Raw genomic sequence first — 26,879 nt, 5'->3', positions numbered from 1 at the left:
CGGCATGTGCGGCCGCTACGCCTCGTCCCGCGACTCCGACGACCTCATCGAGGAGTTCGAGGTCGTCGAGAGCCGGATCGCCGCGCCCCTGGCCGCCGACTACAACGTCGCGCCGACCAAGGAGGTCTACGCGATCGTCGAGCGCCCGCCGTCGCGGGAGAGTGACGAACCGGCCCAGCGGCAGCTGCGGGTGCTGACGTGGGGCCTGGTGCCGTCGTGGGCGAAGGACCCGTCCATCGGCAACCGGATGATCAACGCGCGGATGGAGACCGTCGCGGAGAAGCCGGCCTACCGCAAGGCGTTCGCCAGCCGGCGCGCGCTGCTGCCCGCCGACGGCTACTTCGAGTGGTACCCCACCTCGCAGACCAACGCGAAGGGCAAGCCGGTCAAGCAGCCCTTCTTCATCCGTCCCAAGGACGGGGGAGTGCTCGCGATGGCCGGGCTCTACGAGATCTGGCGCGACCCGACCAGGGACGAGGACGACCCCGACCGGTTCCGCTGGACCTGCACCGTGCTGACGACCCAGGCCGAGGACTCGCTCGGGCACATCCACGACCGGATGCCGTTGATGGTCGAGAAGGACCGCTGGCACGAGTGGCTCGACCCGACGCACCCCGGTGACACCTCACTGCTGGTCCCCGCCGCGCCCGGCCGGCTCGAGGCCTATGCCGTGCCGACGCTCGTGAGCAACGTGCGCAACAACGGGCCGGAGCTCGTCGAGCCGCTGGCCCTGTCCGACGAGGAGGCATCCCCGTGAAGAAGGCCACCGTCCGCACGGTCGAGACGCCCCACGGCGAGGGGCGGCTCCACACGCGCCGCGCCACCAGCCCGATCGCGACCCTGCTGCTGAGCCACGGTGCCGGCGGCGGCATCGAGTCGCGCGACCTCTGGGCGCTGGCCGACGCGCTGCCCGCGCAGGGCGTCTCCGTCGTGCTGTTCGAGCAGCCGTGGCGGGTGGCGGGCCGCAAGGTCGCGACCGCGCCGCCGACCCTCGACGCGGCGCTGACCTGCGCCGCCGACGTGATGCGGGTGCGTACGCCCCTCGTGGTGGGCGGTCGCTCGGCCGGTGCCCGCAGCGCAGCGCGTACGGCGAAGGCGCTGGGCGCGACCGGCTGCCTGGCCCTCTCCTTCCCCCTCCACCAGCCCGGCCGGACCGAGGCCACCCGCCTCCCCGAGCTCCGCGGCGCGGGTCTCCCGACGCTCGTCGTGCAGGGTGAGCGCGACCCGATGGGCCGGCCCGAGGAGTTCCCCGGCGACCTCGACCTCGTCGTGATCCCCGGCGCGGACCACGGGCTCAGGGTCCCGGCCCGCGGCGAGATCAGCCAGGACGAGGCGATGGGCATCGTCGTGGAGTCGACGCTCGAATGGCTGGTCCGCGAAGTGGTCGGGAATCCCCGGACGGGGTGAGGTGTTCAGGGTGGTGTGCAGTCACTGACCCTCGAACGCCCGACTACGGTGCCGCCGACTCCGGCGGTACTGTGGGACGCGATGACTGAATCGCTCCAGGACCAGACGTCCCCCGCGGACGACGCCGCCGAGATCTCCGTCGAGGACGAGAGCGCCGACGACCGGTCCGCGCGCTTCGAGCGCGACGCGCTTCCGTTCCTCGACCAGCTCTACGGCGCGGCGATGCGGATGACCCGCAACCCCGCCGACGCCGAGGACCTGGTGCAGGAGACCTTCGCGAAGGCCTACAGCGCCTTCCACCAGTTCAAGCCCGGCACCAACCTCAAGGCCTGGCTCTACCGGATCCTCACCAACACCTACATCAACTCCTACCGCAAGAAGCAGCGCCAGCCGCAGCAGTCGATGTCCGAGGACGTCGAGGACTGGCAGCTCGCCCGCGCGGAGTCGCACTCGTCCACCGGCCTGCGGTCGGCGGAGATGGAGGCGCTGGAGCACCTGCCCGACTCCGAGGTGAAGGACGCGCTGCAGCGCCTGCCCGAGGAGTTCCGGCTCGCGGTCTACCTCGCGGACGTGGAGGGTTTCCCCTACAAGGAGATCGCCGAGATCATGGACACGCCGATCGGCACCGTGATGTCGCGCCTGCACCGTGGTCGCCGCCAGCTGCGCGACATGCTCGCCGACTACGTCCGCACCAACGACCTGCTGCCGGCCTCGACCGTTCCCGGCACTGTTCCCGCCGGCGAGGGGAGTGCGTCGTGAGCGAGCACGAGCACGGCAAGGACGACTGCGTCGACTACATCGAGCGCATCGTCTACTTCATCGACAACGAGCTCGACCAGGCCGACTGCGCCGTCGTCGAGATGCACCTGCGCGAGTGCGGCCCCTGCCTCGAGCGCCACGACCTCCAGAAGGCGGTCAAGCAGCTCGTCCAGAGATCCTGCTCGGAGGCCGCGCCGGAGTCGCTGCGCGACCGCGTACGCCTCCAGCTGCGCGAGGTCCGGATCCAGATCACCGAGACCGGCTCCTGAGCCGATTGGCTCCTCGCGGTCTCCTTTGAGAGACTGGCCTGAGCAACGACTTCAGGAGGACGACTATGGGCAAGACCGGACGCAAGCGCCGCGCTCGCAAGAAGAAGGGCGCGAACCACGGCAAGCGCCCCAACGCCTGACGCGTCTCTCTGACACGTCATCGTGAGAGTCCCCGCCACGGCGGGGACTTTTGCATGTCCTGGACTGCCTCAGACCGCGGCCGGGTGGGCCGCCGCCCACGCCACCACCGCGTCGGGCTCGTTGACGGCCGTGCCGTCGTCCAGGACCAGCACGGGCACGAAGTAGGACCCGGTCATCGCGAAGACCTCCCGCCGCGCCCTGCCCTGCAGGAACACGGGCAGGTGCTCCTGCCCACGGGCCTTGACGATCTCGGGGGAGTGTCCTGCCTCGGTGAGCGCGCGGTTGACCTTGGCGCAGTCGTGGTGGTCGGAGCCATTGGTGCTCCAGCAGATGTACAGCTTCATGAGGTCTCCTCGGACCGGGACCCGCTAGGGTAGACAGGTAGACTGTCGAATATAGACAGGAAGGCTGTCGAATGTCAACGACCGAGGACGCACCCCACCTCATCGCGCTCGTGGAGCGCGCGGACCGCGCACTGGTCACCGACCTGGTGTCGTCGGCGGCCGATCGCGGGTTCCCGGAGGTCAGGGCCAGCCACAACGCGGTGTTCGCCACGCTCGGGTCCGAGGGCTCGCACGTGTCCGACATGGCAGCGCGCGCGGGCATCACCAAGCAGTCCGTCGCGGCGATCGTGCGCGACCTCGAAGCCGCTGGACTCGTCACCGTGTCACCGGATCCGGCCGACCGACGCGCCAAGCTGGTGCGCTACACCGACCGCGGGTGGCAGTGCGCACGAGGCGGCAGTGCCTACCTTCGCGAGGTCGAGGAAGCCATGAGCGAGCTGCTGGGGCGCGACGGCCTTGCCGAGCTGCGAGCATCGCTCGTGGCCGTGGCCGACGCCCTCGAGGAGCGGCGCCGAGTCGCTCGCTGATCGGCCGAAAGGACGAGGAGCCGGCCGTACCCGAGGCCGGGAAGGTCGGGCCGGCGGACCGATGGAACCGGGCGCCCACTCCGTGATCGTGGAGGTCGACATCCCGACCAGGAGGCAGCCATGAGCACGACGACCATGTCCCGCACGAGCACCACCTCGGCCCTGCACGACCCGCCCATGCCGGTGAAGGTGAAGCTCGCCGCCGCATGGACGAGCTTCATGTTCTTCTACATCTACGTCGACTACCTGCACCTCTACCTGCCCGGAGCGCTCGAGGAGATGCTGGCCGGGCGGGTGTTCGAGTTCGAGGCCAACCAGACCTTCGCCACGACCGCGCTCGCGCTGGTCGGGATCCCGGCGGTGATGATCGCACTGTCGGCGGCGCTTCCCGCCCGGGTCAACCGCGTGGTGAACCTGGTCGTGGCGGGGCTCTACCTCCCTGTCACGGTGTTCAACCTGGTCGGCGAGTCCTGGATCTTCTTCTACGGCCTGGGCGTGGTGGTCGAGGTCGTCCTCCTCGCCTTCATTCTCCGCGCCGCCTGGACGTGGCCGCGCACGAGCGTCTCGTCTCTCTAGGCTGACGACGTGCTCGCCCCCACCCTCCGCTCGATCCTCGACGAGCCGCGTGCCCCGGCGCCGCCGGCCCGGCCGTGGTGGGACCGGGTGCTGGTCCCCGCGCTGACTGCCACCGTGGTCGCCGAGGCGGTGCTGCGTCCCGACCTGCCGATGCGGCCGCTCGCTGTCGCGGTGGCGCTCGTGGTGATGCCGGCTCTGCTGTGGCGACGTACGCGCCCGCTGCTCGCGACCACGATCGGCTTCGGCGGCGCGCTGGTGCTGCTGCTCCCGTCGCTCCTCGGCGTCAGCGCAGAGGTGGCGCTCGACTGGATGATCGTGATCCTGCTGCTGCCGTACTCCCTCTACCGTTGGGCGTCGGGTCAGGAGGCGCTGGTCGGTACGGCGATCACCGCTGTGCCGGTCGTCCTGGGTCTCGCGTCCAGCGGCAGCCTCGGCGACGTCGTCGGCGGCACCACCGTCGTGGTCGCGTCGTTCGCCCTCGGGGCAGCGATGCGCTGGCGCGCCGTCGCCCACCAGCGCGAGGTGCAGCAGGTCCGAACCCACGAGCGCGGCGAGCTCGCCCGCGAGCTGCACGACACCGTCGCCCACCACGTGTCGGCGATCGCCATCCAGGCCCAGGCCGGTCGGGCGGTGGCGGCCACCGACCCGTCGGCGGCGGTCAGGGCGCTGGCGGTGATCGAGGCGGAGGCGTCGCGGACCCTGGCCGAGATGCGCATGGTGGTGCGGGTCCTCCGCGAGGACGAGGCGGACTTCGCTCCCCAGCGGGGCGTCGCCGACCTGGACGAGCTGGCCCGGATGAGTCCGTTGGTGTCGGTGTCCCGCTCTGGTTCGCTCGCTGGCCTGCCCCAGCCGCTCGAGGTGGCGGTGTACCGGATCTGCCAGGAGGCGGTCACCAACGCGATCCGGCACTCGCTCGACGCCACGGCGGTCACGGTGCAGGTCACGGGGGACGCGGACGTCGTACGGTTGCGTGTGCACGACGACGGAGCCGCCTCCCGCCCCGCGACCACCGTGGGCTACGGCCTGCTGGGCATGGCCGAACGGGCCAAGCTGCTCGGCGGCACCTGCGAGTCCGGGCCCGACCCGGCCGGCGGCTGGACCGTCGAGGCGACGCTGCTGCGAGAGGTGCCGCAGTGACTGACTCAGGGATGATCCGGGTCGTGGTCGCCGACGACCAGATGCTGGTGCGCACCGGGCTCACGATGATCCTCAACGCCCAGCCGGGGATCGAGGTCGTCGGGGAGGCGACAGACGGTCACGAGGCGGTGGCGGTCGCGCGCGAGCTCCGTCCCGACGTCTGCCTCTTCGACATCCGGATGCCCGGCATCGACGGCGTCGAGGCCACCCGCCAGCTGGCCGGACCGGGCGTCGAGGACCCGATGGCGGTCGTCATCATCACGACCTTCGACCTCGACGACTACGTCCTCGGCGCTTTGCGTGCCGGGGCACGGGGCTTCCTGCTGAAGGACGCCGGCCCCGAGCTGCTGGTGCAGGCGATCCACGCCGCGGCGAACGGCGACGCCCTCATCTCGCCCGACATCACCCGCCGCCTGCTCACCACGCTGGCGTCGCTGGAGCGACCGTCCTCGCCGCGGCAGCCGGTCGCGCCGCTGACCGAGCGCGAGGAGGACGTCCTCCTCGCGCTGGCCCGCGGACGCACCAACCACGAGATCGCCGCCGACCTGCACATCAGCCTGAGCACGGTGAAGACCCACATCGGCGCGCTGATGGGCAAGCTCGGCGCGCGCAACCGGGTCGAGGTCGCGATGTGGGCCTACGAGACGGGGCGGGTCGGGCGGTAGGGGCGGGTGCGTCAGGCGGCTGGCCGTCGTCGAAGACCCGTGTAGGCCACCAGCGCAAAGGCGCACCACATGGCAGCCAGCACGAGTGAGCCTCCGATCCAGTTTGCCGGCGAGTGCGTCCAGAGCGAGTCCGGGTCGACGGCCGGCGACATGGAGTTGAGGTCGGTCGTCGAGGCGGCAAGGGCGTAGCCCCACCGTGTCGGCATCAGCCCGCCGAGCACCGGAAGGACGCGGCCCTCGTCGACCGGGAACATCCCACCGCACAGCACGAGCTGAGCCATCACGAGAAGCACCAACGGTGGCATGGACTGCTCGGAGGTGCGCACTCGAGCCCCGACCGCGAGTCCCAAGGCAACTCCAGACATCGCGGTGAGCGCGACAGCGGCCGCGAGCTCCACTGCCGCGGACGGAAGCAGCACCGGCTGCTCAGGGGCGTCGCGCGTGACGAGCACGATCGCTGTGAGGAGCACCGCTTGGAACACCGCGACCGTTGTGAACACGATCAGCTTCGCCGCGAGGTAGGCGGAGGGCACGAGGCCGGCGTCTCGCTCGTGGAGGTAGATCGGTCGTTCGGAGACGAGGTCCCTGACTGTCGCGGACAGTCCGAGGAAGGCCGCCCCGACGATCAGGATGACCAGGAGCCTCGATGCTTCGGCGCTCGCCGGGTCGCTCGAACGCCGGAGCCCGTCGGATCCGGGGATCGCGAGCGTCAGAAGGGCGAGGGCAAGTGGAATGGCGACCATGAGGGCGAGGTAGACGGGATCTGTTGCTACGAGACGGAACTGACGGGATGCGACGACCCAGAGGTGGCGCGCGGCACCGTTGAGAGAGGTGCTCGGCACCGGCAGCTCGACAGGCTGCACGCCGGTGCTCCGTCGACCGACTGCGTCGGCCGCGTGGTCCTGGGCTGCAGGCGTTGACAGGTCAGCGAAGATCTCTGCCCAGTTGGCCGTCCCGAAGTGAGCGGGGATGTCGTCGGGAGGACCGCTGTAGGCCAGTGTGCCGCCGGCGCGGAGGACGAGGACCTGGTCGGCCAGTGCCAGGTGGTCGAGGTCGTGCGTGACGAGGACGACCTTGGTGCCCGAGTCCGCGAGCCGCCGAAGTGTCTGCATGATCTGAAGCACGAGCGACGGGTCGAGGCCGGCAGTGGGCTCGTCGAGGATGAGCAGGGTCGGACTGGTCAGCATCTCCATGGCGATCCCCACCCGGCGCTGCTGGCCTCCGGACAGCCGAGCCATGCGGGTGTCCGCGTGCGGGGCCAACCCCATCTGGTCGAGCGCGGCCGTGACCGCTTGGTCCAGCTCAGCACGCCGTGTGTCCACCGGTAGGCGTAGTTGAGCCGCATTCCTGAGCACCTGTCGCGCCGTCAGGGTCTGGTGGGCGACCGTGTACTGAGGCACTACGCCGATCTGTCCGCGATGCGCCGATCGCTGGCTCGCGAGGGTGGCTCCGTCCAGCGAGACCACACCCTGGGTCGGCCGCGTCTGTCCTGTCACCAAGCGCATCAGGCTCGACTTTCCGGCGCCCGACGGCCCGATCACCGCGACGAGGGAGGGAGTACGCATGGCGAACGAGATCGAGTCGACGATCCTCCTTCCCTTGACCTCCCACGACGCTCGGTCGACGACGAACCCGGAGTCGACGACGCCCTCCAGCGTGCGTCCGCTCCACCGCAGGCGCGTGTTGCCGATGAGGACCATGTCGTCGACAGCGAGGGAGTGCGTGGTGACCGGAACGCCGTTGACGATGGTCTGATTCGTGCTGCCACGATCGACGATGGTCCAGCCACCTGCGTCGGTGGGCACGAGCTCAGCGTGGTGCCACGAGGCGACTGGGTCGTCGACGTGGACGTGCGCGCGCGGGTCGCGTCCCACCACCATGCGCTCGTCGCGGCTGCTGTGCGTCGGCTGCACAGGCGCGGGAGCGGTCGGGCCAGCCGGAGGGCTCGCCGACACTGCCGCCTCCAAGGCGATCACGACGCCCGTCGTGGGGTCGCCGAGACGCACCACTTCACCCGCCCGGAGCTCGGTGGCCTGCAGCCGTCGCCCCTCCCGCCAGATGCCATTGGTGCTGCCGAGGTCGCGGACCTGCCACTGGCCGTCGAAGACCAGCTCGGCATGACGCCGGGACACCAGCGGGTGCTCGACAAGCAGGTGCGCCGGAGGCTCACGGCCGATGATGATGGGAGAACTGTGGGGTTCTAGACGGTAGGTCGCGTTGCCGACCCGCAACCTGGACACACTCTCGTCGACGGTCACCTGAGTCCGATGCGACTTGGTGCCGTGACGGCCACCGCTGCCACGCCCCGCTGCCGCGCATCTTCCGATGTTCCCTCGACCGAGACGGAGTACGGGTAGTAGCGATAGGTCGCGGACCACTGGTAGGGCTGAGGGTCACCGCCTTCGAAGTTCGTCCACTGCCGCCCGGCGAACTCGCCCTGCGCGTACCACTCTGCCGCGTCGACGCCGTTGTTGGAGTCGAGGTAGCCGTACCTGTCGAACCCTGGGGCCCATCGGGTGTACCGGATGAGGAAGTCGCCGTACCCGCACTCGTACACCTCGACCTTGCCCGCGACGGTCGAGGTGGTGGCCGCGCAGCCGGCCATCGACGGGAACACCGTCGCGAGGCCGGCGGGGCCGGACGGCAGGCCGCAGGCCTGTCGAGATGACGCCTCGGCGCCGTTCCAACATCCGACCGTGGTCGCCGGTGCAGTCTCGATGGCAGGGCTGGGGGTGGACGTCACCGACTCGCTGGGTTCTGGCGTCGGCGTGCTGGACTTCCGAGACCTGGGCTTCGGTGTGCTGGATGGTGAGGGCTCGGACTCGGGTGGGGGCTCGACCGCCGCGGTCTCCGAACCTGATGCCTCCTCCTCGTCGGCACCAGCCGGGAGGGACGAGCCGGAAGCGTTCGCACCCGCAGTGCCACTCGCCCGGTCGCCGTCCGACTCATCGTCCCCAGTGCCCGCAAGAGCGACTCCCACCCCACCCAGCAGGGCGACGACGGCAACGGCCGCCGCGGCGAGCAGAGCACCCGAGCGTCGACGGCGCGGGGTCGTGGATGCCGGGACGGAAGCGATCTGAACCGGGCTGCGCAGCTCGGTTCCCTCGACAGGAGGACGCAGCACGGTGTCCGCCGCAGCTGCGCCGCCAGCCGTCGCTGCCTCCGTCGCCTTCAGCAGGTCGCGTCGCATCTCGATGGCGCTGGAATAGCGGCGGTCGGGGCGCTTGTCCATCGCGCGGGCGAGAATGGCATTCACAGCGGTCAAGACGCTGGAGCTGCCACCGAGCTGAGGGACCGGCTCGTGCATGTGCGCCAGGGCCATCTGGACCCCGGTGTTGCCGGCATAGGGCGACTGCCCGCTGAGCAGCACCCACAGGAGGCAGCCGAGGGCGTAGATGTCCGTCTGAGCGCTCGCAGGGGCGCCCTGGTGGCGTTCGGGAGCCATGTACCCGACCGTGCCGGTGACCCCGCCAGTGACGGTGTGGTCGTCGTCCTCAGCCCTGGCGATCCCGAAGTCGCACAGGTAGGCGTGCGCCTCGCTGTGACCCTCGCGCAGGAGGACATTGCTCGGTTTGATGTCGCGGTGCAGGATCCCGACGCTGTGCGCGTCAGCCAGCCCCGATGCCACCTGCGCGACGACGTGGAGCGCCATCGACATCGGCATGGGGCCACGCTCGGCGACGAGGCGTTGGAGGTCGGGGCCATGGATGAGCTGGGTGGCGATGAAGAGCTGCCCCGACTCCTCGCCGTGGTCGTAGACCTGGATGGCGTGGGGCGAGTCGAGGGCCGCCAACGCGTGCGCTTCGCGCGCGAAGCGTGCGCGGAAGTCGGCCTCGTCGGAGAACTGCGGCAGCAGGACCTTGAGGGCCACCGAGCGTCCGAGATTCTCCTGCACGGCCTCGTAGACCGTCCCCATGCCGCCGTGACCGATCCGACGCACGATTCTGTAGCGCCCGAACGGTTCCCCTGGGCGAGGAGTGTCCACCATGGTTGCTTCCCCCGTATCGACGTCGGGAAGGCTATCGGTGGGAACGTCCGCGAGCCGGTCATTCCAGGAATTGGGCCGCGAGACGGGGCGTATCGGGCGGTAGGGACGGACGGTGAGGCCGTGAGGAGAACGTGACGAGACTGCCACCGCCGTGACAGTCCGCACGTCATCCGGTCGCACCACGCTGGCGGCATGAGCACGCAGACCCCCACCCGCCGTAGCCGCCGCTGGATCGAGGACTGGCGTCCCGAGGACCCCGACTTCTGGGAGGCAGGAGGCCGCCGCGTCGCCCGACGCAACCTGATCTGGTCGATCTTCGCCGAGCACCTCGGCTTCTCCGTGTGGCTGATCTGGAGCGTGAGCTCGGCCTTCCTGGTGGCGACCGGGTTCGACTACACGCCGCAGCAGCTCTTCCTGCTGGTGGCGCTGCCCAACCTGGTCGGCTCGTTGCTGCGGCTGCCGTACACCTTTGCGGTCCCGAAGTTCGGTGGCCGCAACTGGACGATGGCAAGCGCTGCGCTGCTGCTCATCCCCACGCTCGGGTTCGCGTACGCCGTGCAGCGACCGGAGACGCCGTACTGGGTGTTCTGCCTCATCGCCGCCACGGCCGGCCTGGGCGGCGGCAACTTCGCCAGCTCGATGGCCAACATCAACTTCTTCTACCCCTCGGCCAAGAAGGGCGCCGCCCTGGGCCTCAACGCCGCAGGCGGCAACCTGGGTGTCTCGCTGATCCAGCTCTTCCTGCCCGTCATCGTCGGTGGCGCCGGGATCTTCGGACTGGTCAAGGCCTCGGAGGGCGGGATCGACCTGCAGCGCGCGGCGTGGGTGTACGCCGGCCTCGCGATCGTCGCGACGCTCGCCGCGTACTTCTTCATGGACAACCTGAGCACCGCGAAGTCCTCCCCCCGCGAGCAGCTGCAGGTCGTGCGCAAGCGGCAGACGTGGATCATGGCGTTCCTCTACATCGGCACCTTCGGCTCGTTCATCGGCTACTCCGCCGCCATGCCGCTGCTCATCAAGCTGAACTTCTGGGTGCCGGAGCCGGCGCCGCTGGGGACCGGCATCTACTTCGCCTACTTCGCCTTCCTCGGTGCTCTGGTCGGATCGGCGACGCGGCCGTTCGGCGGCTGGCTGGCCGACCGCCTCGGCGGCGCGAAGGTGACGCTGGGCGCGTTCGCCGCGATGGTCGTCTTCACCCTCGCCGTGCTCTGGACGCTCATGCAGCTCACCCCCAACCCGACCGCGGACCCGGCGATCGCGTCCGCCAACCAGTCGTGGTTCCCGTGGTTCCTGGGCTTCTTCCTCTGCGTCTTCGCCGCGACCGGCATCGGCAACGGCTCGACGTACAAGATGATCCCGGCGATCTGGCGCACCGAGGCCGAGCGTGCCACGCCGGCCGGCACCCCCGAGCGCACCGCCGCCCTGCTGGCCGGCACCAAGCAGGCCTCCGCCGCGATCGGTGTCATCGGCGCGGTGGGCGCCATCGGCGGCTTCCTCATCCCGATGGCCTTCAGCGCACCGTGGGTGGCCGACCCCATGTCCGCCACCAAGGGCGCCTTCCTGGTCTTCACCGTCTTCTACGTCGTCTGCGGCGCCGTGACCTGGGCGGTCTACCTCCGTCGTCCCGCCGAGGTCCGCTCCCAGAGCCTCGCCGGCGCCGGCATCTGAGCGGGACTGAGTCCGTGGCGACCGAGACCCACTGCCCCTACTGCTCGCTCCAGTGCGGCATGCGGCTCACCGGTCGGCGTACGCCCGAGGTGTCGGCGTGGGAGGAGTTCCCCGTCAACCAGGGTGCGCTCTGCCGCAAGGGCTGGTCGGCCGCCGGGCTCTACGGCAGCCGCGAGCGATTGACGTCGCCGCTGGTCCGCGACCGGGCGACAGGGGAGTGGTCGGCGGTGTCGTGGGACGAGGCGCTCGACATGGTCGCGGCGGGCATCCGCGCAGCACAGGCCGAGCGTGGCCCCGACGGCGTCGCGGTCTTCGGCGGCGGCGGGCTGACCAACGAGAAGGCGTACTCCCTCGGCAAGCTCGCCCGCGCGGCGCTCGGCACCTCGCAGATCGACTACAACGGGCGTTGGTGCATGTCCTCGGCCGCCTCGGCCGGGATCCGCGCCTTCGGCCTCGACCGCGGGCTGCCGTTCCCGCTCGCGGACGTCGAGGAGACCGACGTGCTCGTGCTCGTCGGCTCCAACCTCGCCGAGACGATGCCGCCCGCGGCGCGGCATCTCGACCGGCTCCGCGAGCGCGGCGGCCGGGTCGTGGTGATCGACCCACGACGTACGCCGACCGCGGACCGCGCCGACCTCGCGCTGCAACCGGTGCCGGGCACCGACCTCGCCCTCGCGCTCGGGGTGCTGCACCTGCTGGTCGCGGCGGGTGCGGTGGACGAGGACTACCTCGCCGACCGGACCACCGGGTGGGCCGACGTGAAGGAGTCTGTCGCACCCTGGTGGCCCGAGCGGGTCGAGCGGACGACCGGGATCTCGGCCGCCGAGGTCCGGGAGCTCGCCGCGATGCTCGCCGGGTCCCCTCGGGTCATGGTCCTCACCGCCCGCGGCGCGGAGCAGCACTCCACCGGGTCCGACACGGTGCTCGCCTGGATCAACGTCGCCCTGGCGCTGGGCATGGTCGGCACCCGGGGTGGGGGATACGGCTGCCTCACCGGGCAGGGCAACGGGCAGGGCGGGCGCGAGCACGGCCAGAAGGCCGACCAGCTGCCCGGCTACCGCCGGATCGACGACCCCGTCGCCCGCGCGCACGTCGCCGGGGTCTGGGGAGTCGACCCCGAGTCGCTGCCCGGCCCCGGCCGGTCGGCGTACGAGCTGCTCGAGGCGCTCGGCACCGACGACGGTCCCTCGGCGATGCTGGTCTTCGGGTCCAACATCGTGGTCAGCGCGCCCAACGCCACGCACGTCACCCAGCGGCTCGAGTCCCTCGATCTGCTGGTGGTCTGCGACTTCGTGATGTCCGAGACCGCCGCGATCGCGGACGTCGTGCTGCCTGTGACGCAGTGGGCGGAGGAGACGGGCACGATGACGAACCTCGAGGGCCGGGTGGTGCTGCGGCAGAAGGCGATCACGCCGCCGTCGGGGGCGCGGTCGGACCTCGACGTGATCGCCGGGCTGGCGGTGCGGTTGTCGTCTGTGCCGTTCGCGACCGCCCCGGAGGAGGTCTTCGCCGAGCTCGGCCGTGCGTCCGCCGGTGGTCCGGCCGACTACTCCTCGATCACCTACGACCGGATCCGCGACGAGGGCGGCGTCTTCTGGGGCGGGGAGCGGCTCTTCGGCTCGTCCTTTGCCCACCCCGACGGCCGGGCCCGGATGTACGCCGTCGAGCACCGCGGCGCGGCGGAGCAGCCGTGCGCCGACTACCCCCTCCACCTGACGACGGGACGCGTGCTGGCGCAGTACCAGTCGGGTGCGCAGACCCGGCGGGTCCGCGCGCTGCCGGACGACGGTCCCTTCGTCGAGCTGCACCCGCTGGTGGCGGGGCGGATCGGGGTGGCCCACGGTGAGCCGGTCAGCATCTCGACCCGGCGCGGCACGATGTCCGCGCCTGCACGGGTGGTGACGACCATCCGCCCGGACACGGTCTTCGTCCCCTTCCACTGGGTGGGCGCCAACCGGCTCACCAACGACGCCCTCGACCCGGCCTCGAAGATGCCGGAGTTCAAGGTGTGCGCGGCCCGTCTGTCTGCGGTGGTGGTCGCCGGATGACCGAGCGCGTCGTCATCGTCGGCGGTGGCATGGCGGCGGTCCGGCTCTGCGAGGGACTCGTCGGCGCCGACGTCGCGGTCACCGTCCTCGCCGACGAGCGGCACGCGCCGTACAACCGGATCCTGCTCTCCGCCGTCCTCGAGGGCACCCACTCCGCCGACGCCCTCACCCTCCGCTCGGCAGCGTGGTTCGAGGAGCACGGCATCGAGCTGCGCCTCGACACGCGCGTCGTCGAGATCGACCGCACCGCCCGCGAGGTCGAGCTGGTGGACGGGGAACGGCTGGGCTTCGACCGGCTCGTCCTGGCGACCGGAGCGATCCCCACCCTGCCGCCGATCCGCGGCCTGGTCCGCCGTGACGGCACCCTCCATCCCAAGGTCCACCCCTTCCGCAGCCTCGAGGACTGCCGCCGGCTCGACGCCTCGGTCACGGCGCTGCTCGAGACGCCGTCGCCCCGCGCCGTCGTCGTCGGCGGCGGGCTCCTCGGCCTGCAGGTCGCCCGGGCGCTGTCGGTCCGCGGAGTGCTCACCGAGGTCGTCGAGGGCGCCGACCACCTGCTCGCCAGCCAGGTCGGACCTGCCGCCGGCGGCGTGCTGGCGCGCGACCTCCGCCGCCTCGGCACCGAGGTCTACACCGGCGCCCGCGCCGTCCGGATGACCGACGACGGGGTGCAGCTCGACAACGGCGCGACGCTGCCGACCGACCTTGTCGTGCTCACCGCCGGCGGCAGGCCGTCCACCGCGCTGGCCCGCCGCGCGGGCCTGATGGTCCGTCGCGGGGTGGTCGTCGACAGCGCCCTGGCCAGCGTCACCGACGACCGCATCCACGCCCTGGGCGACTGCGCCGAGCACCGGCGACGTACGACCGGCTTCGTCCCGCCCGCCTGGGAGCAGGCCGAGGTCCTCGCGCAGGTCCTCCGCGGGCAGGAGGCGTCGTACGACGGCCATCGCAACGTCGCGCGCCTACGGGCGACGGGCCTCGACGTCGCCGTCCTGGGCGACGCGCAGACCGCCGCCGGCGAGGTGGTCGAGGTGACCAACCCGATCACCGGCTCCCACCGGCGCCTCGTCGTGCACGGCGGCCGGATCGTCGCGGCCGCCCTGGTCGGCGACCTCTCGCGCGTCGGCCTGATCACCCAGCTCTACGACCGCGGCACGATCCTCGGACCCGATGAACCCGGCCAGCTGCTGCTGCCCGAGGCCGTCGACGCACCGGCCGCGCTGCCCGACGACGCCGAGGTCTGCGCCTGCGCCGGCGTCACGGCGGGCGCGATCCGTGCCTGTGACTCCGTCGCGCAGTGCGTCGACCGCACGCGTGCGACCACCGGCTGCGGTGGCTGCGCGGACGTCGTACGCCGACTCGTGGGCAGCGCCGGGGTGCACCGGGTCCCTGTCGGCTGAGCCGGCCAGGGGAGGTCGCTCGGCCTCTGCCGGAGGCGTAGCCCGTCCCGGGGCTACTCGTTGGTACAGGTGACTGTCGTCACCCGAGAGGCCCCGCCATGCACCGACTCGTCGCCGCCGCCATCGCCAGCGCTGTCACCGTCGCCACCCTCCCGCTCCTCAGCCCACCCGCTGCGGCAGCCGAGGTCACGACGACCGACGGGTGCCTCCAGAGCGTCCCGGACCCGGGCACGACCGCGCCCGTCGACATCTGCTTCACGCTCTTCCGGCCGGCCGGTGCCACCAGGACCAGCCAGGTGCCGATGGTGCTGCACAGCCACGGCTGGGGTGGCAGCCGTACGACGGACCCCGCGTCCTTCGCCTACCTCACCGACGCCGGCTTCGGCGTGCTGAGCTTCGACCAGCGCGGCTTCGGCGAGAGCGGTGGTCAGGCCTACATCGAGAACCCGGACGTCGAGGGCAAGGACGTCCAGAGGATCGTCGACCTCGTCGCCGCGCAGCCCTGGGTGAAGAAGCAGAAGCCGGGCGACCCGGTGCTCGGCGCGATCGGCGGCTCCTACGGCGGGGGCTACCAGTTCGTCGGTGCCTTCAGCGAGCTGCGCGACACGGGCGCGACCCGCTTCGACGCGCTGGTCCCCGAGATCACCTGGTGGAGCCTCAACGAGAGCTTGCTGCCGCAGGGCGTCCCGCGCACCGAGTGGGCCACGGCGCTCGTCGCCGCCGGGCTGCCGACCAACGCGCTGCCGCCGGTCGTGCTGCGCGGCTTCGCCGAGACGACCGCGACGGGCCACGTGCCGGCGTACCTCCATGACTTCCTCGACAGGAACGGTCCGGAGTGGCACGTGCGCAACGGGCGCAAGCTCGACATCCCGGTGCTGTTCGGCCAGGGCGCGACCGACAACCTGTTCCCCCTCGACCAGGGGCTGAAGAACTTCAGCCGGGCGCTGACCGACCGGGCCCGCGCGAGGAGCATCTTCGTCGGCTACAACGGCGGCCACACGCTGCCGTCCCTCCTGCCTGCGGGCAGCAACGTCGACATCCCGCTGGTGACCGAGGACGCGTGCTCGCCGACCCTGGGCAGCCCGTCCTTAACCGACCTCGGCCTGCGGTTCCTCCAGCAGAACCTCCAGGGCAAGAAGTCCGGGCTCACCGGCCTCGGCTCGTTCCACCTGACCACCGCCGCCGGTGACCGGTGCGTGACGACCCCGTCGGTCTCGCCCACCACCTCGGTCGAGCTCGGCGACGTCATCAGCACCGTCGGTGTCGGCGTCCCGATCGCCTACCCCGTCGCGCAGGGCCCGCTCACCATCGCCGGTTCGCCGACCCTCGACGCGAGGATCACCACCCTCGGCCTCGACAACCGCGCGTTCGTGGCGCTGTCGGTCGGTACCAGCCCGCTCGACGCGCGGATCGTGCAGAACAACATGCTGCCGATCCGGGAGAACGGGCTGACGTTCAACAAGCCGCGCACGGGCATCGAGCTGCCGTCGGTCGCCGTCGACGTGCCGGCGGGGCAGACGCTCTTCGTGACGGTGTCGCCGATCTCCGACATGTCCGCGGGCTTCGGCTCGCGCGTCGTCGGCGCGATGCGGATGAAGGACGTCGTCGTGCACCTGCCGGTGACCGGCAGCTGACGACTAGGAGGGCGGCGGGGTCTCGCCGTTGGCCACCGCTTCGATCCAGTCGACGACCTCGTCCGGGAGGTAGGTGCCCTCGGGGGTGTGGTGACCACTTCCACGGTCATCGGTCGACACCGAGCCGCCGGCGCGCGTGATCTCCGCGACGACGGAGGCCGGCACCTGGTCGCCGTTGCTGGCGATGAGCAGGTCACGGGTCTCCTGCGACAACCGGGGCCACCAGTGCTCGATGGGTGCAGACATGGGGCCACCGTAGCCCGAGCCCGGAGCGGCGCAGTCGGAGGGCTGTGACGTGGTGCGACCCAGTTTTCCTCCCCGAAACATTCTCGGAGGGCTCCGACAACATCCGTTTCCTACGGTCATCCGCATGACCAAGCGCCAGCGGATCGTCGTCGTCGGGCACGGCATGGTGGGCCACCGGTTCGCCCAGGCCGCGGTCGAGCGCGGGCTCACCGAGACGCACGACGTCGTCATCTTCGGCGAGGAGCCGCGCGCGGCCTACGACCGCGTCGGCCTCACGAGCTGGTTCGGCCAGGGTTCTGAGGCGCTCTCGCTCCTGCCCGGCGGCGAGTACGACGACCCGCGCGTGCGGCTCGTCATCGACAGCGTCGTGACCGAGATCGACCGCGTGGCGCGCACGGTGACGGTCGTGTCGCCGCCGAGCGCCGTCGGCGACCTGCTCGCGCACCCCGGGGCGGTCACCGTCCACGACTACGACGTCCTCGTCCTCGCGACGGGTGCGGCGCCGTTCGTGCCCCCGGTCGAGGGCCGCGGCCGCTCCGGCTGCTTCGTCTACCGCACGATCGAGGACCTCGAGGCGATCCAGGCGGCAAGCGCGTCCGCGACCAGCGGCATCGTCATCGGGGGTGGGCTGCTCGGCCTCGAGGCGGCGAACGCCCTCGTGCAGCTGGGGCTCGACACGCACGTCGTCGAGATGGCGCCGCGCCTGATGCCCGTGCAGCTCGACGGGGCCGCCGGCTCCACGCTGGTGCGGCACGTCGAGAAGCTCGGCGTCAGCGTGCACACGGGGGTCCTCACCGAGGAGATCGAGGGCGGTGACGCGGTGACCGGCCTGCGTGTGAGGCAGGCCGGCACCGAGGAGGGCGCGCCCACGACGACCATCGAGGCGCAGGTCGTCGTCTTCTCTGCCGGCATCCGGCCGCGCGACGCCCTGGCCCGTGAGTGCGACCTCGAGACCGCCCCGCGCGGCGGCGTACTGGTCGACGAGCAGTGCCGCACCGCCGATCCGCACGTCTTCGCGATCGGCGAGTGCGCGGCGCCGGGCGGCACGATGTACGGCCTGGTCGCGCCGGGCTACGCGATGGCGGAGGTCGTCGTCGACGCGCTCCTCGACGGTCCCGGCACCTTCACCGGCGCGGACATGTCCACCAAGCTCAAGCTCCTCGGCGTCGACGTGGCGAGCTTCGGCGATGCGTTCGCGACGACCGAGGGCGCGCTCGAGCTGACGTACGCCGACGCGGTGAGCGGGGTCTACAAGAAGCTCGTCGTCAGCGAGGACGGACGGCGCCTGCTCGGCGGCATCCTGGTCGGCGACGCATCGGCGTACGGCATCCTGCGGCCGATGGTCAGCAGCGGGCTGGCGCTGCCCGACAACCCCGAGCAGCTGATCCTGCCCGCGAGCAGCGGCGCGCCGATGGGCATGCCCGACGAGGCGCAGGTCTGCTCGTGCAACGACGTGACGAAGGCCGACATCCTGCACGCGGTCGCCGAGCAGGGCTGCGAGAGCGTCGCCGACGTCAAGCAGTGCACCCGCGCCGGCACGACCTGCGGGTCGTGCGTGCCGACGGTGAAGAACCTGGTCGAGGAGCACTTCGCGAGCCTCGGCAAGGTCGTCGACAAGGGCCTGTGCGAGCACTTCCGGCTCACCCGGCAGGAGCTCTTCGACGTCGTCGCCGTGCACGGCTACCGCCGCTTCGACGACATCGTCGAGGCCCACGGCACCGGCCGCGGCTGCGACATCTGCAAGCCCGCGATCGCGAGCATCCTGGCCAGCCAGACCAGCACCCACATCCTCGAGCCCGCGACCGCCGAGCTCCAGGACACCAACGACAAGTACCTCGGCAACATCCAGCGCAACGGCACCTACTCCGTCGTCCCGCGCATCCCCGGCGGCGAGATCACGCCCGACAAGCTCATCGTGATCGGCGAGGTCGCCCGCGACTACGGGCTCTACACGAAGATCACCGGGGGCCAGCGGATCGACCTCTTCGGTGCCCGGATCGACCAGCTGCCCGCGATCTGGCGGCGCCTGGTCGACGCCGGCTTCGAGTCGGGGCACGCCTACGGCAAATCGCTGCGCACCGTGAAGTCGTGCGTCGGCTCGACGTGGTGCCGCTACGGCGTGCAGGACTCCGTCGGCCTCGCGATCGCGCTGGAGCTGCGCTACCGCGGCCTGCGCAGCCCCCACAAGCTCAAGGGCGGCGTCAGCGGCTGCGCCCGCGAGTGCGCCGAGGCGCGCGGCAAGGACTTCGGCGTGATCGCGACGGAGAAGGGCTGGAACCTCTACGTCGGCGGCAACGGGGGAGCGAACCCGGCCCACGCGCGGCTGCTCGCCGGTGACCTGGACACCGCCACCCTGGTGGCGTACCTCGACCGCTTCCTCATGTACTACGTCCGCACCGCCGACCGGCTGCAGCGCACCTCCACGTGGATCGAGCACCTCGAGGGTGGCCTCGACCGCGTGCGCGAGGTCGTCGTCGACGACTCGCTCGGCCTCGGTGCCGAGCTCGAGGCGGAGATGGCGCGGCACGTCGGCAGCTACGAGGACGAGTGGCGCGCGACGCTGGAGGACCCGTCGAAGCTCGAGCGCTTCGTCACCTTCGTCAACGCCCCCGGCACGCCGGACCCGACGATCGAGTTCACCACCGAGCGCGGCCAGATCCAACCGATCGCGCCGGCACTGATCCCGGTCGGGGCGCCGGCATGATCGAGCTCGCCGCGATGACGACGGTGTGTGCGGTGGAGGCCGTGCCGCTCGAGGGCGGCGTGGCTGCGCTGGTCGACGGCGAGGCCGTCGCAGTGTTCCGCACCCACGCCGGCGAGGTCTTCGCCCTCGGCAACGTCGATCCCTTCAGCGGGGCCTCGGTCCTGTCGCGCGGCATCGTCGGGACCCGCGGTGACGTGCCGGTGGTGAGCTCGCCGATGTACAAGCAGGCCTTCGACCTCCGCACCGGCCAGTGCGTCGACGACCCGGCGGTGTCCGTCCCGTCGTACGACGTCGCGGTCGTCGACGGCGTCGTGGTCGTGGGCTCGCCGCGGGAGGCCGCATGAGCGGTGTCCTGCCGCTCGACGGCTTCCGGATCGGGGTCACCGCTGCTCGCAAGGCCGAGGAGCAGGTGGCCCTGCTGCGCCGTCGAGGTGCGTGCGTGGAGTGGGCCGCGGCGCTGTCGATGGAGCCCAACCACGTCGACCTGGGCGAGCTGCTCGCCGCCACGAAGGAGGTGCTGGCCGCGCCCGTCGACCTCTTCCTCGCCACCACCGGTGTCGGGATGAAGACGTGGCTGGACGCTGCCACCGACGCCGGGATGTACGACGACCTGGTGGCCGTGCTCGGCCAGTCGGAGATCCTCGCCCGCGGTCCCAAGAGCGTCGGCGTGCTGCGTCGACACGGGCTCCGCGAGCTGTGGTCGCCGGAGTCCGAGTGCTTCGAGGACGTGCTGGCCCACCTGCGCGGTCGCGACCTGACCGGCAAGCGGATCGTCGTGCAGGAGCACGGCCAGTCGCTGTCGATGGCCGCGCACGCGCTGCGGCGCCAAGGTGCGTCGGTGCTGACCGTGCCGATCTACCGCGTGGAGTCGGCGGACGACCCGGCACCCATGTTCGCGATGATCGACCTGATCGCCGACCGCCAGCTCGACGCCGTGACGTTCACGTCCGCGCCGGCCGTCGCAGCGCTGATGGAGGCGGCGTACTCGGTGGGTAGGCGTGACGACCTCATCTCCGCCTTCCAGTCCGACGTCGTCGCGTCCTGTGTCGGACCGGTCACCGCCGCCGCCTTCGAGATGTGGGGGGTGCCGACCATCTTCCCGGACCGCTCGCGACTTGCCGGGATGGTCAAGCAGCTGGAGACCGAGCTGCCGACCCGCCGGGACGGGGTCGACGTACGTCTCGCGGACGGCCGGACACTCATCGTGCACGCCGACTCCCTGTTGCTGGACGGCGTGCCGATCGAGCTGTCGCCCGCGCCCCTCTCGGTGCTGATGGCGCTGCTGGTCAACCCGGGCTTCGTGGTCCCGCGCCGCGCCCTGCTGGCTGCGCTGCCGTCGGGCCAGGCAGGCTCCGAGCACGCCGTCGAGATGGCGGTCGCTCGCCTTCGGGCCGCTGTCGGCACGAAGGCCGTGCTCACGGTGGTGAAGCGCGGGTACCGCCTGGCCGTCGCCGACTGACAGCCCGCTGACCCCCACGGTGGTTGAGGTGCGAGGAGCGCCAGCTCCCTTCGGTGGTTGAGGTGCGAGGAGCGCCAGCGACGAGCCTCGAAACCACGATCGAAAATAGTTGTCCACCATCCGGATCTGAGCGTGAATCCGGAGCACGACTGTCGGTGGTCACGGCTAGCGTCGACCTCATGAACAGTGACCTCCTCGACCTCGACGCGAAGGCCCTCCTGGCCGCCGCGACCGAGGCCGAGCGAGCGTCCCGACTGGCCGAGGTGACCAAGCTCGAGCTCCTCTCGGCGTGGGCCGCGATCCACTCCACCGACCCCACCGAAGGACCCGACGGCCACATCGCCCGCCGCGTCGGCAACATCCTGCGTCAGGTGGGCGGGGAGGGCACGCCCGGAGTGCAGGACTTCTGCCTCGGCGAGATCGCCCTGGCCCGCGGCGCCGGTGTCACCGCCACGCAGAACATGCTTGCCGACGTCCTCGACCTCGAGCACCGACTCCCGCTGATCTGGGCGGTCACCCGCCGCGGCGAGTGCGAGGTCTGGGTCGCCCGCAAGGTCGCGAAGCTCGCACGCCACCTGCCGGCCGACCGCGTCCACGTCGTCGACACCGCCGTGTCCCGGATGATCGCCAGCGAAGCGCCCGGGCGCGTGCTCGAGGTCGCCGAGGCCAAGGTCATCGAGGCCGACCCCGACCTCCACGATGAGCGGTGCGAGGCCGAACGCCGCCGTCGTTACCTCGGCCTCGGCCGCACGGATGAGTACGGCCTCCGCACCCTCATCGCCAAGCTCGAGGCAGGCGACGCCGTGGCCGTCGACGCCACCGTCCACCGGGTCGCGGAGATCATCGAGCCTCTTCACCCCGACGCCAGCCCCGACGAGCTCCGCGCGATCGCGTTCGGCTGGCTCGCACGGCCCGCCGAGCTGTTCACCCTCCTGCTCGAGCACGCCGAATCCGAGGCAGAGCCTGAGCTGGACCTGGATCTCGACGACACCGAGCCCTCGACGCCCGCCCGCGCCTACGCCTTCCCCGCCGACCTGCTCGAGGCGCTCCGCGGCATCGACCTGACCCCGCTCGCCCCCAAGGCCGTCCTGCACGTTCACCTCCACGAGGCCGCCCTTCGCGGCACCGACGGTGTCGCGCGCGTCGAAGGGTTCGGCCCGGTCACCCTCGCGCAGCTCACCGAACTGCTGCGCGGCTCCGTCGTGAAGGTCCAACCGGTTAAGGACCTCTCCGACAGGGTCCGCTACACCGCGTACGAACACCCCGAGTCCCTCCGCGACCAGGTCCACCTCGTCACCGGCGGCGACTACTGGCCCTGGGCCACCTCCACCAGCCGCACCGTCGACCTCGACCACCCGATCCCGTACGAGCACACCGGGCACGGCGACACAGGGCGAGAACCCCCGCCGGAACAGACCGGCTCCCACAACTCCGGCCCCCTCGGTCGACGACACCACCGCTGGAAGACCCACGCGGGCTACACGTCACGCCAATGCGGCGAAGGACGCTACGTCTGGCTGACCCCGCACGGCCTCGGGTTCCTCGTCGACCACACCGGCACCCGGCCCATTCATCCCGAGAAGGCCCGGATGATCATCGGCGCACCGGTCGGAGTGGACATCTACCCGGCCTGAGGTCCAGCCGGCGTAGGGCGAACGGTCACTCAGCCCTTCCGGCTTAGGACAAGGGTTGACCTGCAGGCCAGCGGGTGAATCTCGCTTCGAAGTACTCCACGATTGCAAGTCCCGCGGCAGCTGCTCCCACAAGCACCTCGACTTCGAAGTGCTCAGCAGGCGGGGGTCCCTGCGCCGCAGATCCCTGTTCAAATCGTCTTGGCATCGCGTGAACGACGGCATTTCGGAAGCTAAGGAGAGACGAGGTACGCCGCAGCACCGCCCGCAACTCCTCGCGATCCTCCTCTGGGACGACCTCGACGCACTGTCGAACTCTCACAACCAGTTGTGTCGCGCGCAAACGCGCAGCTTCGGCGGAACTGGCCGTCGCCCCAAGTCGATGCGCCAGGAACGCCAGCCAGGCCTCTACCTCTTGGGTTGCGACGACGAGCTTCCCAACCGCATCGTCACGACGATCTACTTCGACATCAGGTACAGGCTGGTCGACCCACTCGGGCAGTTTCACGAGAGCATCATGTCTCGTTCAGGTTGACCCTGGAGCAATTCGAGCAGGAGCCGCGGTTCGCTATGCGTCACCCCGACGGAAGCGCCCGTCTATGCCCGGCCAGCGGGTACCCACCCGATTTGCGGCGAATTGAGGCGACTTGATGAGCTGCCTTCGAGGCGCTCAGGCACGTCTCGCGTCACACCCGCGACATGAACCTCTCGGCATCCACAACCACCCGCGTGATCTCCCCAGCAGCCAGCACCCTCCCTGACGACGTGTCCCGGGCGCTCACGGTGAACCGGTGCAGCCGCCCGTCGACGTACGCGCTCGACGCACTGACTTCGACGGAATCACCCACCGGGCTGGCGGCGAGGTGCTCGAGCTGGACGCGGGTGCCGACGCTGGTCTGTCCCTCGGGCAACAAAGGCGAGAGGCAGGCGCACGTCGCGGCCTCGAGCCACGCGAGGAGGCGCGGCGTGCCGAGCACCGGCAGCGAGCCGCTGCCGACGGCGGCGGCGGTGTCGTCCTCGGTGACGCGGAAGGTCAGGGTGGCCGGCTCGGGACGCTCCATGCGCTGAGCCTTCCACAGACCTAGCACGCCTTGGGGGGAGCCTCGACCGGACCGTGAACGGACAGGATGCGGGGGTGACCACCTCCCAGACCCGACCCAGGACGGCGACCGTGGTGCCACACCACCTGCTGATCGGGCCGGACACGCACGGCGTCACGCGCTACGCCGGCGAGGTGGCCGGAGCAGCGGGGGCATTGATCGTCCGGGACGCCGGGCTGCTCAAGGAAGGGGGGCGAGCCCACCTCCACGTGACCGACCGCCTGATCTCGCCTGACCCCACGGCGGCCGCCGAGCTGGTCGAGGGGCTCGCCCGACGCGTACGACTGACGGTGACGCTGCACGACGTCCCGCAGCCGACCGACGGACCACGGTTCCGCGCCCGCGCGGCGGCGTACGGGCGCATCGTGCGGGCCAGCACCGCCTGGGCCACCAACTCGTGGCACGAGCACGCACTCGTCAACCGGTGGTGCATCGCGGACGCCCACGGCACCGTGATCCCGCTGCCCATCCAGGGTGCGATCGGTGGGAGAGCGGAGACGGACGCTCACGTCCTCGGCGTCTTCGGGTTCGTCTACCCCGGCAAGGGGCACCGGCAGGTGGCGCGCGCTGCCGCGGCACTGCGCCGCGGCGGGCTCCTGGCGACGGTGCGGGTGCTCGGTGACGCCGCGAAGGGACATGCGGACGAGATCGACGAGCTGCTGCGGAACTGCCACGCCCGCGGGGTGCCCGTCGAGGTCTCCGGGCGCGTCCCCGAGGCCGGGGTGCGCGACGCCCTGCGCCGCGTCGGCGTGCCGGTGGCCGCCCATCGCAACGTCTCGGCGTCGGGGAGTGTGAACTCGTGGATCGCCGCGGGCCGCCGTCCGCTCGTGCGAGACAGTGCGTACGCCCGGGAGATGGCGGCGCTGCGGCCGGGGACCCTCACCCTCTTCGACGACTCCACCCTGGTCCCGCGCCTCGAGGAGGCGCTCCGCCGGCCGACGACGACGTGGATCAAGCCCGGGACCGACCTGGGGCCGCGGCTCGAGGACACCGCCGCCGCCTACCGCACGTGGTGGGCCGCGGTGGCCGGATGACGGCGCCGCCCTTCGGGACCAGCGTCCCCGGCAACCGCTGGGACCTCGCGCCCCCAGGTGCACCGCGGCGGACCGTCTCCGTCGTGGTGGCCCACTACGAGCAGCAGGCCGAGCTCGACCGCACGCTCGCGGCCCTCGGACGCCAGACCCGTCCGCCCGACGAGGTCCTGGTGGCCGACGACGGTTCTCGCAACGCACCGGTCGTCCCGGACGGCGTGCGGGTGGTGCGGCAGGACGACGACGGCTTCCGGCTCGCCGCGGTGCGCAACCTCGGCGTCGCGGCCAGCACCGGGGACGTCCTCGTGCTGCTCGACGCGGACACGACGCCGGAGCCGTCCTTCGTCGAGCGCATGGTCGCGCTGCCCGAGGCCCTGCCGGAGGCACTGGTCGTCGGCCGACGGCGCCACGCCGACCTCGCCGGCACGGGGGAGGAGCTGCCCGAGCCCGAGTGGCTGCGGACGGCGTACGCCGACACCCGCGACCTCCTGGACGCCGACGCCACCGGCCACCGCTTCCTTATCGGCGCGGTCGTCGCCTGCACCCGGTGGTGGTACGACGAGATCGGCGGCTTCGACGAGACGTTCCGCGCGTACGGCGGTGAGGACTGGGAGCTCGCCCACCGGTCCTGGACCGCCGGCGGGCTGCTCGCCCACTGCCCGGACGCCATCGCCTGGCACGACGGGCCGGACGCCGGAGGTCGGGACCGCGACCCGGCCGCGAGCCTGCGCGAGACCGTCGCCGTCGCCGACCGCACGTCGGCTGCGGGGACGACCTGGCGGGGCCTGCTGCGCGGTCCGGCCGACGTGGTCGTCACGCTCGCGCCGACGCTCACAGACACAGAAGTGCTGGTGACCCTCGACTCGCTGCTGGCGGCGCTGCCGCGGGCGGTCGTCCGGCTCGGCGAGGCGCACCGAGCGCTGGCCGGCGACGACCCGCGCATCGCCAAGGCCGAGGAACCGATTCCCACGACAGCGCGGACCCACCTCACCGTCCGCCGCGGGTTGTACGGCGACCAGCGGGCGTGGACGGATCTCGTCGCTGGCCTCGACGGAGAGGTCGGCACCCGCGAGGTCGCGGACGGCCGAGCGGCGCTGGAGGACCTGCGGCTGCTGCGGCGCGCGGCCCGCTGGGACCGTCCCGAGCTCGCCCCAGCAGGTGAGCCGCTCACTACAAAGCTCCGGCCGTGGACCGACGGCATCACCCTCGAGTCCTGGCTGGGCGGGTGGCACGGTGGGTGACGACCGGCCGCTGCTCGTCGTGGTGGGCAACTGCCAGGCCGAGTCGTACCGCCTGCTGCTCGACGCCGGCGACGTCCGCACGCAGCGGGTCCCCGCGCTCCACGAGCTGACGCCCGCGGACGTCCCGCCGCTCCTCGAGCTGCTTTCGCGCACCGACCTGCTCGTCAGCCAGCCGACGGTCGACGACTACCGCGGCCTCCCGGTCGGCACCAGCCAGCTCCACGCGGTGCTGCCTCCGGGCGCCCGCACCGCAATGGTGCCGAGCCTGCGCTACGCGGGCCTCCACCCGTTCCACCTGCTGGTGCACCCGCCGGGGCTCGACCGGCCCGACCCGCCGCTGGTGCCGTACCACGACGTCCGCACCGTGCTGGCCGCCGACGACGAGCGACGGGGACGGCCCGCCCGCGACCCGATCAGCCTCACCGCCGAGGCAGTCCGGGCGGTCGCGGCAGCCTCCGTCGCCGAGCTCGCCCGGCGCGAGGGGCTGCACGGCACGTTCGTCGTGAGCGACCTGTTCGAGCGCCCGACCGCCGATGCGATGCGGACCATCAACCATCCCGGCAACGCCGTCCTCGTGCCCGCGACCGCCCGGCTGCGCGAGGCCCTCGGCCTCGAGCCCGCTCCGCCCGGCGTGGACCGGCCGCTGCTCGCGTCCCTCTGGGCGCCGCTGCTGCCGGAGGTGGTGGCCGCGCACGGGCTGGACGCGCCGGCCACCTCCGACTGGACGATCGACGGCAGGACGGTGACCGCCGAGGAGGTCGCGGCCACCCATCGCGAGTGGTACGCCCGCCGTCCGGAGATGCTCGACGCGGCCCTCGAGCGCGCCGCACCACTCCTCGCCCTCCTGGATCCCGGAAATAGTCCGGCACCTGGGGCAACCTGAGGGACGCACGCACGTCTACCT

26 protein-coding genes are annotated in these 26,879 nt (G+C 71.5%); 21 read left to right on the top strand and 5 right to left on the bottom strand.

Translation table 11 applies throughout. The features are described 5' to 3' along the window. The first annotated feature begins 4 nt into the window (after positions 1–4). The 5 genes from EUA06_RS14640 (at position 5) to EUA06_RS23390 (ending at position 2,575) form a co-directional block, all read left to right on the top strand. On the top strand, positions 5–757 hold the full coding sequence (locus tag EUA06_RS14640) for an SOS response-associated peptidase (RefSeq protein ID WP_129477062.1): 753 nt from the start codon (positions 5–7) through the stop codon (positions 755–757). Then, positions 754–1,407, top strand: coding sequence for an alpha/beta hydrolase family protein (locus tag EUA06_RS14635; protein WP_129477060.1), 654 nt, complete (start codon positions 754–756; stop codon positions 1,405–1,407). Before EUA06_RS14640 ends, EUA06_RS14635 begins: the two co-directional genes overlap by 4 nt. Before the next feature lie 81 nt (positions 1,408–1,488). After that, complete coding sequence (locus EUA06_RS14630; RefSeq protein ID WP_129477058.1) at positions 1,489–2,166, top strand: sigma-70 family RNA polymerase sigma factor; 678 nt, start codon at positions 1,489–1,491, stop codon at positions 2,164–2,166. Continuing rightward, on the top strand, positions 2,163–2,435 hold the full coding sequence (gene rsrA, locus EUA06_RS14625; protein ID WP_129477056.1) for a mycothiol system anti-sigma-R factor: 273 nt from the start codon (positions 2,163–2,165) through the stop codon (positions 2,433–2,435). The genes EUA06_RS14630 and rsrA overlap by 4 nt, the downstream gene beginning before the upstream one ends. A 65-nt stretch (positions 2,436–2,500) precedes the next feature. Next, the gene (locus EUA06_RS23390) at positions 2,501–2,575 is read left to right on the top strand and encodes a 50S ribosomal protein bL37 (protein ID WP_369759046.1); all 75 of its coding nucleotides are present in this window, start codon (positions 2,501–2,503) and stop codon (positions 2,573–2,575) included. A gap of 69 nt (positions 2,576–2,644) precedes the next feature. Here the strand turns inward: EUA06_RS23390 and EUA06_RS14620 are convergent, their stop codons facing one another. Continuing rightward, positions 2,645–2,920 (bottom strand): thioredoxin domain-containing protein, encoded by a 276-nt coding sequence (locus tag EUA06_RS14620; protein ID WP_129477054.1) that lies wholly within the window; start codon positions 2,918–2,920, stop codon positions 2,645–2,647. A 71-nt stretch (positions 2,921–2,991) separates the two neighbouring features. Between EUA06_RS14620 and EUA06_RS14615 the strand changes: the two genes are divergently transcribed. The 4 genes from EUA06_RS14615 to EUA06_RS14600 all read left to right on the top strand — a co-directional run bounded on the left by EUA06_RS14615 (position 2,992) and on the right by EUA06_RS14600 (position 5,825). Then, positions 2,992–3,447 carry a MarR family winged helix-turn-helix transcriptional regulator gene (locus EUA06_RS14615; RefSeq protein WP_129477052.1) on the top strand — a complete coding sequence of 152 codons (456 nt, stop codon included), beginning with the start codon at positions 2,992–2,994 and terminating at the stop codon, positions 3,445–3,447. 120 nt (positions 3,448–3,567) lie between these two features. Next, entirely contained in the window at positions 3,568–4,023 is a 456-nt protein-coding gene (locus EUA06_RS14610) for a DUF6326 family protein (protein WP_165354405.1), read from the top strand. A gap of 9 nt (positions 4,024–4,032) precedes the next feature. Further along, positions 4,033–5,160, top strand: coding sequence for a sensor histidine kinase (locus tag EUA06_RS14605; RefSeq protein WP_207208362.1), 1,128 nt, complete (start codon positions 4,033–4,035; stop codon positions 5,158–5,160). Positions 5,161–5,171: 11 nt separating this feature from the next. After that, positions 5,172–5,825 carry a response regulator gene (locus EUA06_RS14600; protein ID WP_129477248.1) on the top strand — a complete coding sequence of 218 codons (654 nt, stop codon included), beginning with the start codon at positions 5,172–5,174 and terminating at the stop codon, positions 5,823–5,825. An 11-nt stretch (positions 5,826–5,836) separates the two neighbouring features. On the opposite strand, the gene EUA06_RS14595 is transcribed toward EUA06_RS14600, so the two are convergent. Beyond that, on the bottom strand, positions 5,837–8,065 hold the full coding sequence (locus EUA06_RS14595) for an FHA domain-containing protein (RefSeq protein WP_242498174.1): 2,229 nt from the start codon (positions 8,063–8,065) through the stop codon (positions 5,837–5,839). A 14-nt stretch (positions 8,066–8,079) separates the two neighbouring features. After that, on the bottom strand, positions 8,080–9,813 hold the full coding sequence (locus tag EUA06_RS14590) for a serine/threonine-protein kinase (protein WP_129477048.1): 1,734 nt from the start codon (positions 9,811–9,813) through the stop codon (positions 8,080–8,082). A 192-nt stretch (positions 9,814–10,005) separates the two neighbouring features. On the opposite strand from EUA06_RS14590, the gene EUA06_RS14585 reads away from it, so the two are divergent. The 4 genes from EUA06_RS14585 (at position 10,006) to EUA06_RS14570 (ending at position 16,563) form a co-directional block, all read left to right on the top strand. Then, positions 10,006–11,481 (top strand): MFS transporter, encoded by a 1,476-nt coding sequence (locus tag EUA06_RS14585; RefSeq protein ID WP_129477047.1) that lies wholly within the window; start codon positions 10,006–10,008, stop codon positions 11,479–11,481. A 14-nt stretch (positions 11,482–11,495) separates the two neighbouring features. Then, positions 11,496–13,529, top strand: coding sequence for a molybdopterin oxidoreductase family protein (locus EUA06_RS14580; protein ID WP_242498165.1), 2,034 nt, complete (start codon positions 11,496–11,498; stop codon positions 13,527–13,529). Then, positions 13,526–14,929 carry an FAD-dependent oxidoreductase gene (locus tag EUA06_RS14575; RefSeq protein WP_129477045.1) on the top strand — a complete coding sequence of 468 codons (1,404 nt, stop codon included), beginning with the start codon at positions 13,526–13,528 and terminating at the stop codon, positions 14,927–14,929. The genes EUA06_RS14580 and EUA06_RS14575 overlap by 4 nt, the downstream gene beginning before the upstream one ends. 98 nt (positions 14,930–15,027) lie before the next feature. After that, positions 15,028–16,563 (top strand): alpha/beta hydrolase family protein, encoded by a 1,536-nt coding sequence (locus EUA06_RS14570; RefSeq protein WP_129477043.1) that lies wholly within the window; start codon positions 15,028–15,030, stop codon positions 16,561–16,563. A gap of 3 nt (positions 16,564–16,566) precedes the next feature. Here EUA06_RS14570 and EUA06_RS14565 read toward each other — a convergent pair whose 3' ends face one another. Beyond that, positions 16,567–16,809 carry a hypothetical protein gene (locus EUA06_RS14565; RefSeq protein ID WP_129477041.1) on the bottom strand — a complete coding sequence of 81 codons (243 nt, stop codon included), beginning with the start codon at positions 16,807–16,809 and terminating at the stop codon, positions 16,567–16,569. 124 nt (positions 16,810–16,933) lie between these two features. Here EUA06_RS14565 and nirB point away from each other — a divergent pair, with 124 nt between their 5' ends. From nirB to EUA06_RS14540, 5 genes are all read left to right on the top strand, one after another. Continuing rightward, positions 16,934–19,513: a nitrite reductase large subunit NirB gene (gene nirB, locus EUA06_RS14560; protein ID WP_129477039.1), complete on the top strand. Its 2,580-nt coding sequence runs from the start codon at positions 16,934–16,936 to the stop codon at positions 19,511–19,513. Beyond that, positions 19,510–19,857: a nitrite reductase small subunit NirD gene (nirD, locus tag EUA06_RS14555; protein ID WP_129477037.1), complete on the top strand. Its 348-nt coding sequence runs from the start codon at positions 19,510–19,512 to the stop codon at positions 19,855–19,857. The genes nirB and nirD overlap by 4 nt, the downstream gene beginning before the upstream one ends. Further along, the gene (locus EUA06_RS14550) at positions 19,854–20,972 is read left to right on the top strand and encodes a uroporphyrinogen-III synthase (RefSeq protein ID WP_129477035.1); all 1,119 of its coding nucleotides are present in this window, start codon (positions 19,854–19,856) and stop codon (positions 20,970–20,972) included. The genes nirD and EUA06_RS14550 overlap by 4 nt, the downstream gene beginning before the upstream one ends. Positions 20,973–21,151: 179 nt before the next feature. Beyond that, positions 21,152–22,606, top strand: a complete 1,455-nt coding sequence (locus EUA06_RS14545) for a hypothetical protein (RefSeq protein WP_129477033.1) — start codon at positions 21,152–21,154, stop codon at positions 22,604–22,606. Between the two features lie 208 nt (positions 22,607–22,814). Beyond that, on the top strand, positions 22,815–23,138 hold the full coding sequence (locus EUA06_RS14540) for a hypothetical protein (RefSeq protein WP_129477031.1): 324 nt from the start codon (positions 22,815–22,817) through the stop codon (positions 23,136–23,138). 151 nt (positions 23,139–23,289) lie between these two features. Here EUA06_RS14540 and EUA06_RS14535 read toward each other — a convergent pair whose 3' ends face one another. Then, a complete protein-coding gene (locus EUA06_RS14535) occupies positions 23,290–23,664 on the bottom strand; it encodes a thioesterase family protein (RefSeq protein WP_207208361.1) in 375 nt (124 codons plus the stop codon). Positions 23,665–23,738: 74 nt separating this feature from the next. Between EUA06_RS14535 and EUA06_RS14530 the strand changes: the two genes are divergently transcribed. Genes EUA06_RS14530 through EUA06_RS14520 form a run of 3 tightly spaced genes read left to right on the top strand, consistent with a single transcriptional unit; the run spans position 23,739 to position 26,858 of the window. After that, a complete protein-coding gene (locus EUA06_RS14530) occupies positions 23,739–24,737 on the top strand; it encodes a hypothetical protein (RefSeq protein WP_129477029.1) in 999 nt (332 codons plus the stop codon). Then, on the top strand, positions 24,734–25,975 hold the full coding sequence (locus EUA06_RS22765) for a glycosyltransferase (RefSeq protein WP_207208360.1): 1,242 nt from the start codon (positions 24,734–24,736) through the stop codon (positions 25,973–25,975). The genes EUA06_RS14530 and EUA06_RS22765 overlap by 4 nt, the downstream gene beginning before the upstream one ends. Then, positions 25,968–26,858: a WcbI family polysaccharide biosynthesis putative acetyltransferase gene (locus EUA06_RS14520; RefSeq protein WP_129477027.1), complete on the top strand. Its 891-nt coding sequence runs from the start codon at positions 25,968–25,970 to the stop codon at positions 26,856–26,858. The genes EUA06_RS22765 and EUA06_RS14520 overlap by 8 nt, the downstream gene beginning before the upstream one ends. Positions 26,859–26,879: the final 21 nt, after the last annotated feature.

Origin of the sequence: Nocardioides glacieisoli (genome assembly GCF_004137245.1) — a bacterium.
Taxonomy (GTDB): domain Bacteria; phylum Actinomycetota; class Actinomycetes; order Propionibacteriales; family Nocardioidaceae; genus Nocardioides; species Nocardioides glacieisoli.
The sequence above is the reverse complement of the archived record's forward strand: the minus strand, read 5'-3'. Positions and strand labels throughout refer to the sequence as shown.

Excerpts from the sequence above, each read along its gene's own strand:
- EUA06_RS14535 (WP_207208361.1), bottom strand. The coding sequence starts at position 23,664 with ATGGAGCGTCCCGAGCCGGCCACCCTGACCTTCCGCGTCACCGAGGAC.
- EUA06_RS14620 (WP_129477054.1), bottom strand. The coding sequence starts at position 2,920 with ATGAAGCTGTACATCTGCTGGAGCACCAATGGCTCCGACCACCACGAC.
- EUA06_RS14550 (WP_129477035.1), top strand. The coding sequence starts at position 19,854 with ATGAGCGGTGTCCTGCCGCTCGACGGCTTCCGGATCGGGGTCACCGCT.
- nirB (WP_129477039.1), top strand. The coding sequence starts at position 16,934 with ATGACCAAGCGCCAGCGGATCGTCGTCGTCGGGCACGGCATGGTGGGC.
- EUA06_RS14590 (WP_129477048.1), bottom strand. The coding sequence starts at position 9,813 with ATGGTGGACACTCCTCGCCCAGGGGAACCGTTCGGGCGCTACAGAATC.
- EUA06_RS14545 (WP_129477033.1), top strand. The coding sequence starts at position 21,152 with ATGAACAGTGACCTCCTCGACCTCGACGCGAAGGCCCTCCTGGCCGCC.
- EUA06_RS14585 (WP_129477047.1), top strand. The coding sequence starts at position 10,006 with ATGAGCACGCAGACCCCCACCCGCCGTAGCCGCCGCTGGATCGAGGAC.
- EUA06_RS14640 (WP_129477062.1), top strand. The coding sequence starts at position 5 with ATGTGCGGCCGCTACGCCTCGTCCCGCGACTCCGACGACCTCATCGAG.
- EUA06_RS14630 (WP_129477058.1), top strand. The coding sequence starts at position 1,489 with ATGACTGAATCGCTCCAGGACCAGACGTCCCCCGCGGACGACGCCGCC.
- EUA06_RS14600 (WP_129477248.1), top strand. The coding sequence starts at position 5,172 with ATGATCCGGGTCGTGGTCGCCGACGACCAGATGCTGGTGCGCACCGGG.
- EUA06_RS14570 (WP_129477043.1), top strand. The coding sequence starts at position 15,028 with ATGCACCGACTCGTCGCCGCCGCCATCGCCAGCGCTGTCACCGTCGCC.
- EUA06_RS14575 (WP_129477045.1), top strand. The coding sequence starts at position 13,526 with ATGACCGAGCGCGTCGTCATCGTCGGCGGTGGCATGGCGGCGGTCCGG.
- nirD (WP_129477037.1), top strand. The coding sequence starts at position 19,510 with ATGATCGAGCTCGCCGCGATGACGACGGTGTGTGCGGTGGAGGCCGTG.
- EUA06_RS14615 (WP_129477052.1), top strand. The coding sequence starts at position 2,992 with ATGTCAACGACCGAGGACGCACCCCACCTCATCGCGCTCGTGGAGCGC.
- EUA06_RS14565 (WP_129477041.1), bottom strand. The coding sequence starts at position 16,809 with ATGTCTGCACCCATCGAGCACTGGTGGCCCCGGTTGTCGCAGGAGACC.
- EUA06_RS22765 (WP_207208360.1), top strand. The coding sequence starts at position 24,734 with ATGACGGCGCCGCCCTTCGGGACCAGCGTCCCCGGCAACCGCTGGGAC.
- EUA06_RS14610 (WP_165354405.1), top strand. The coding sequence starts at position 3,568 with ATGAGCACGACGACCATGTCCCGCACGAGCACCACCTCGGCCCTGCAC.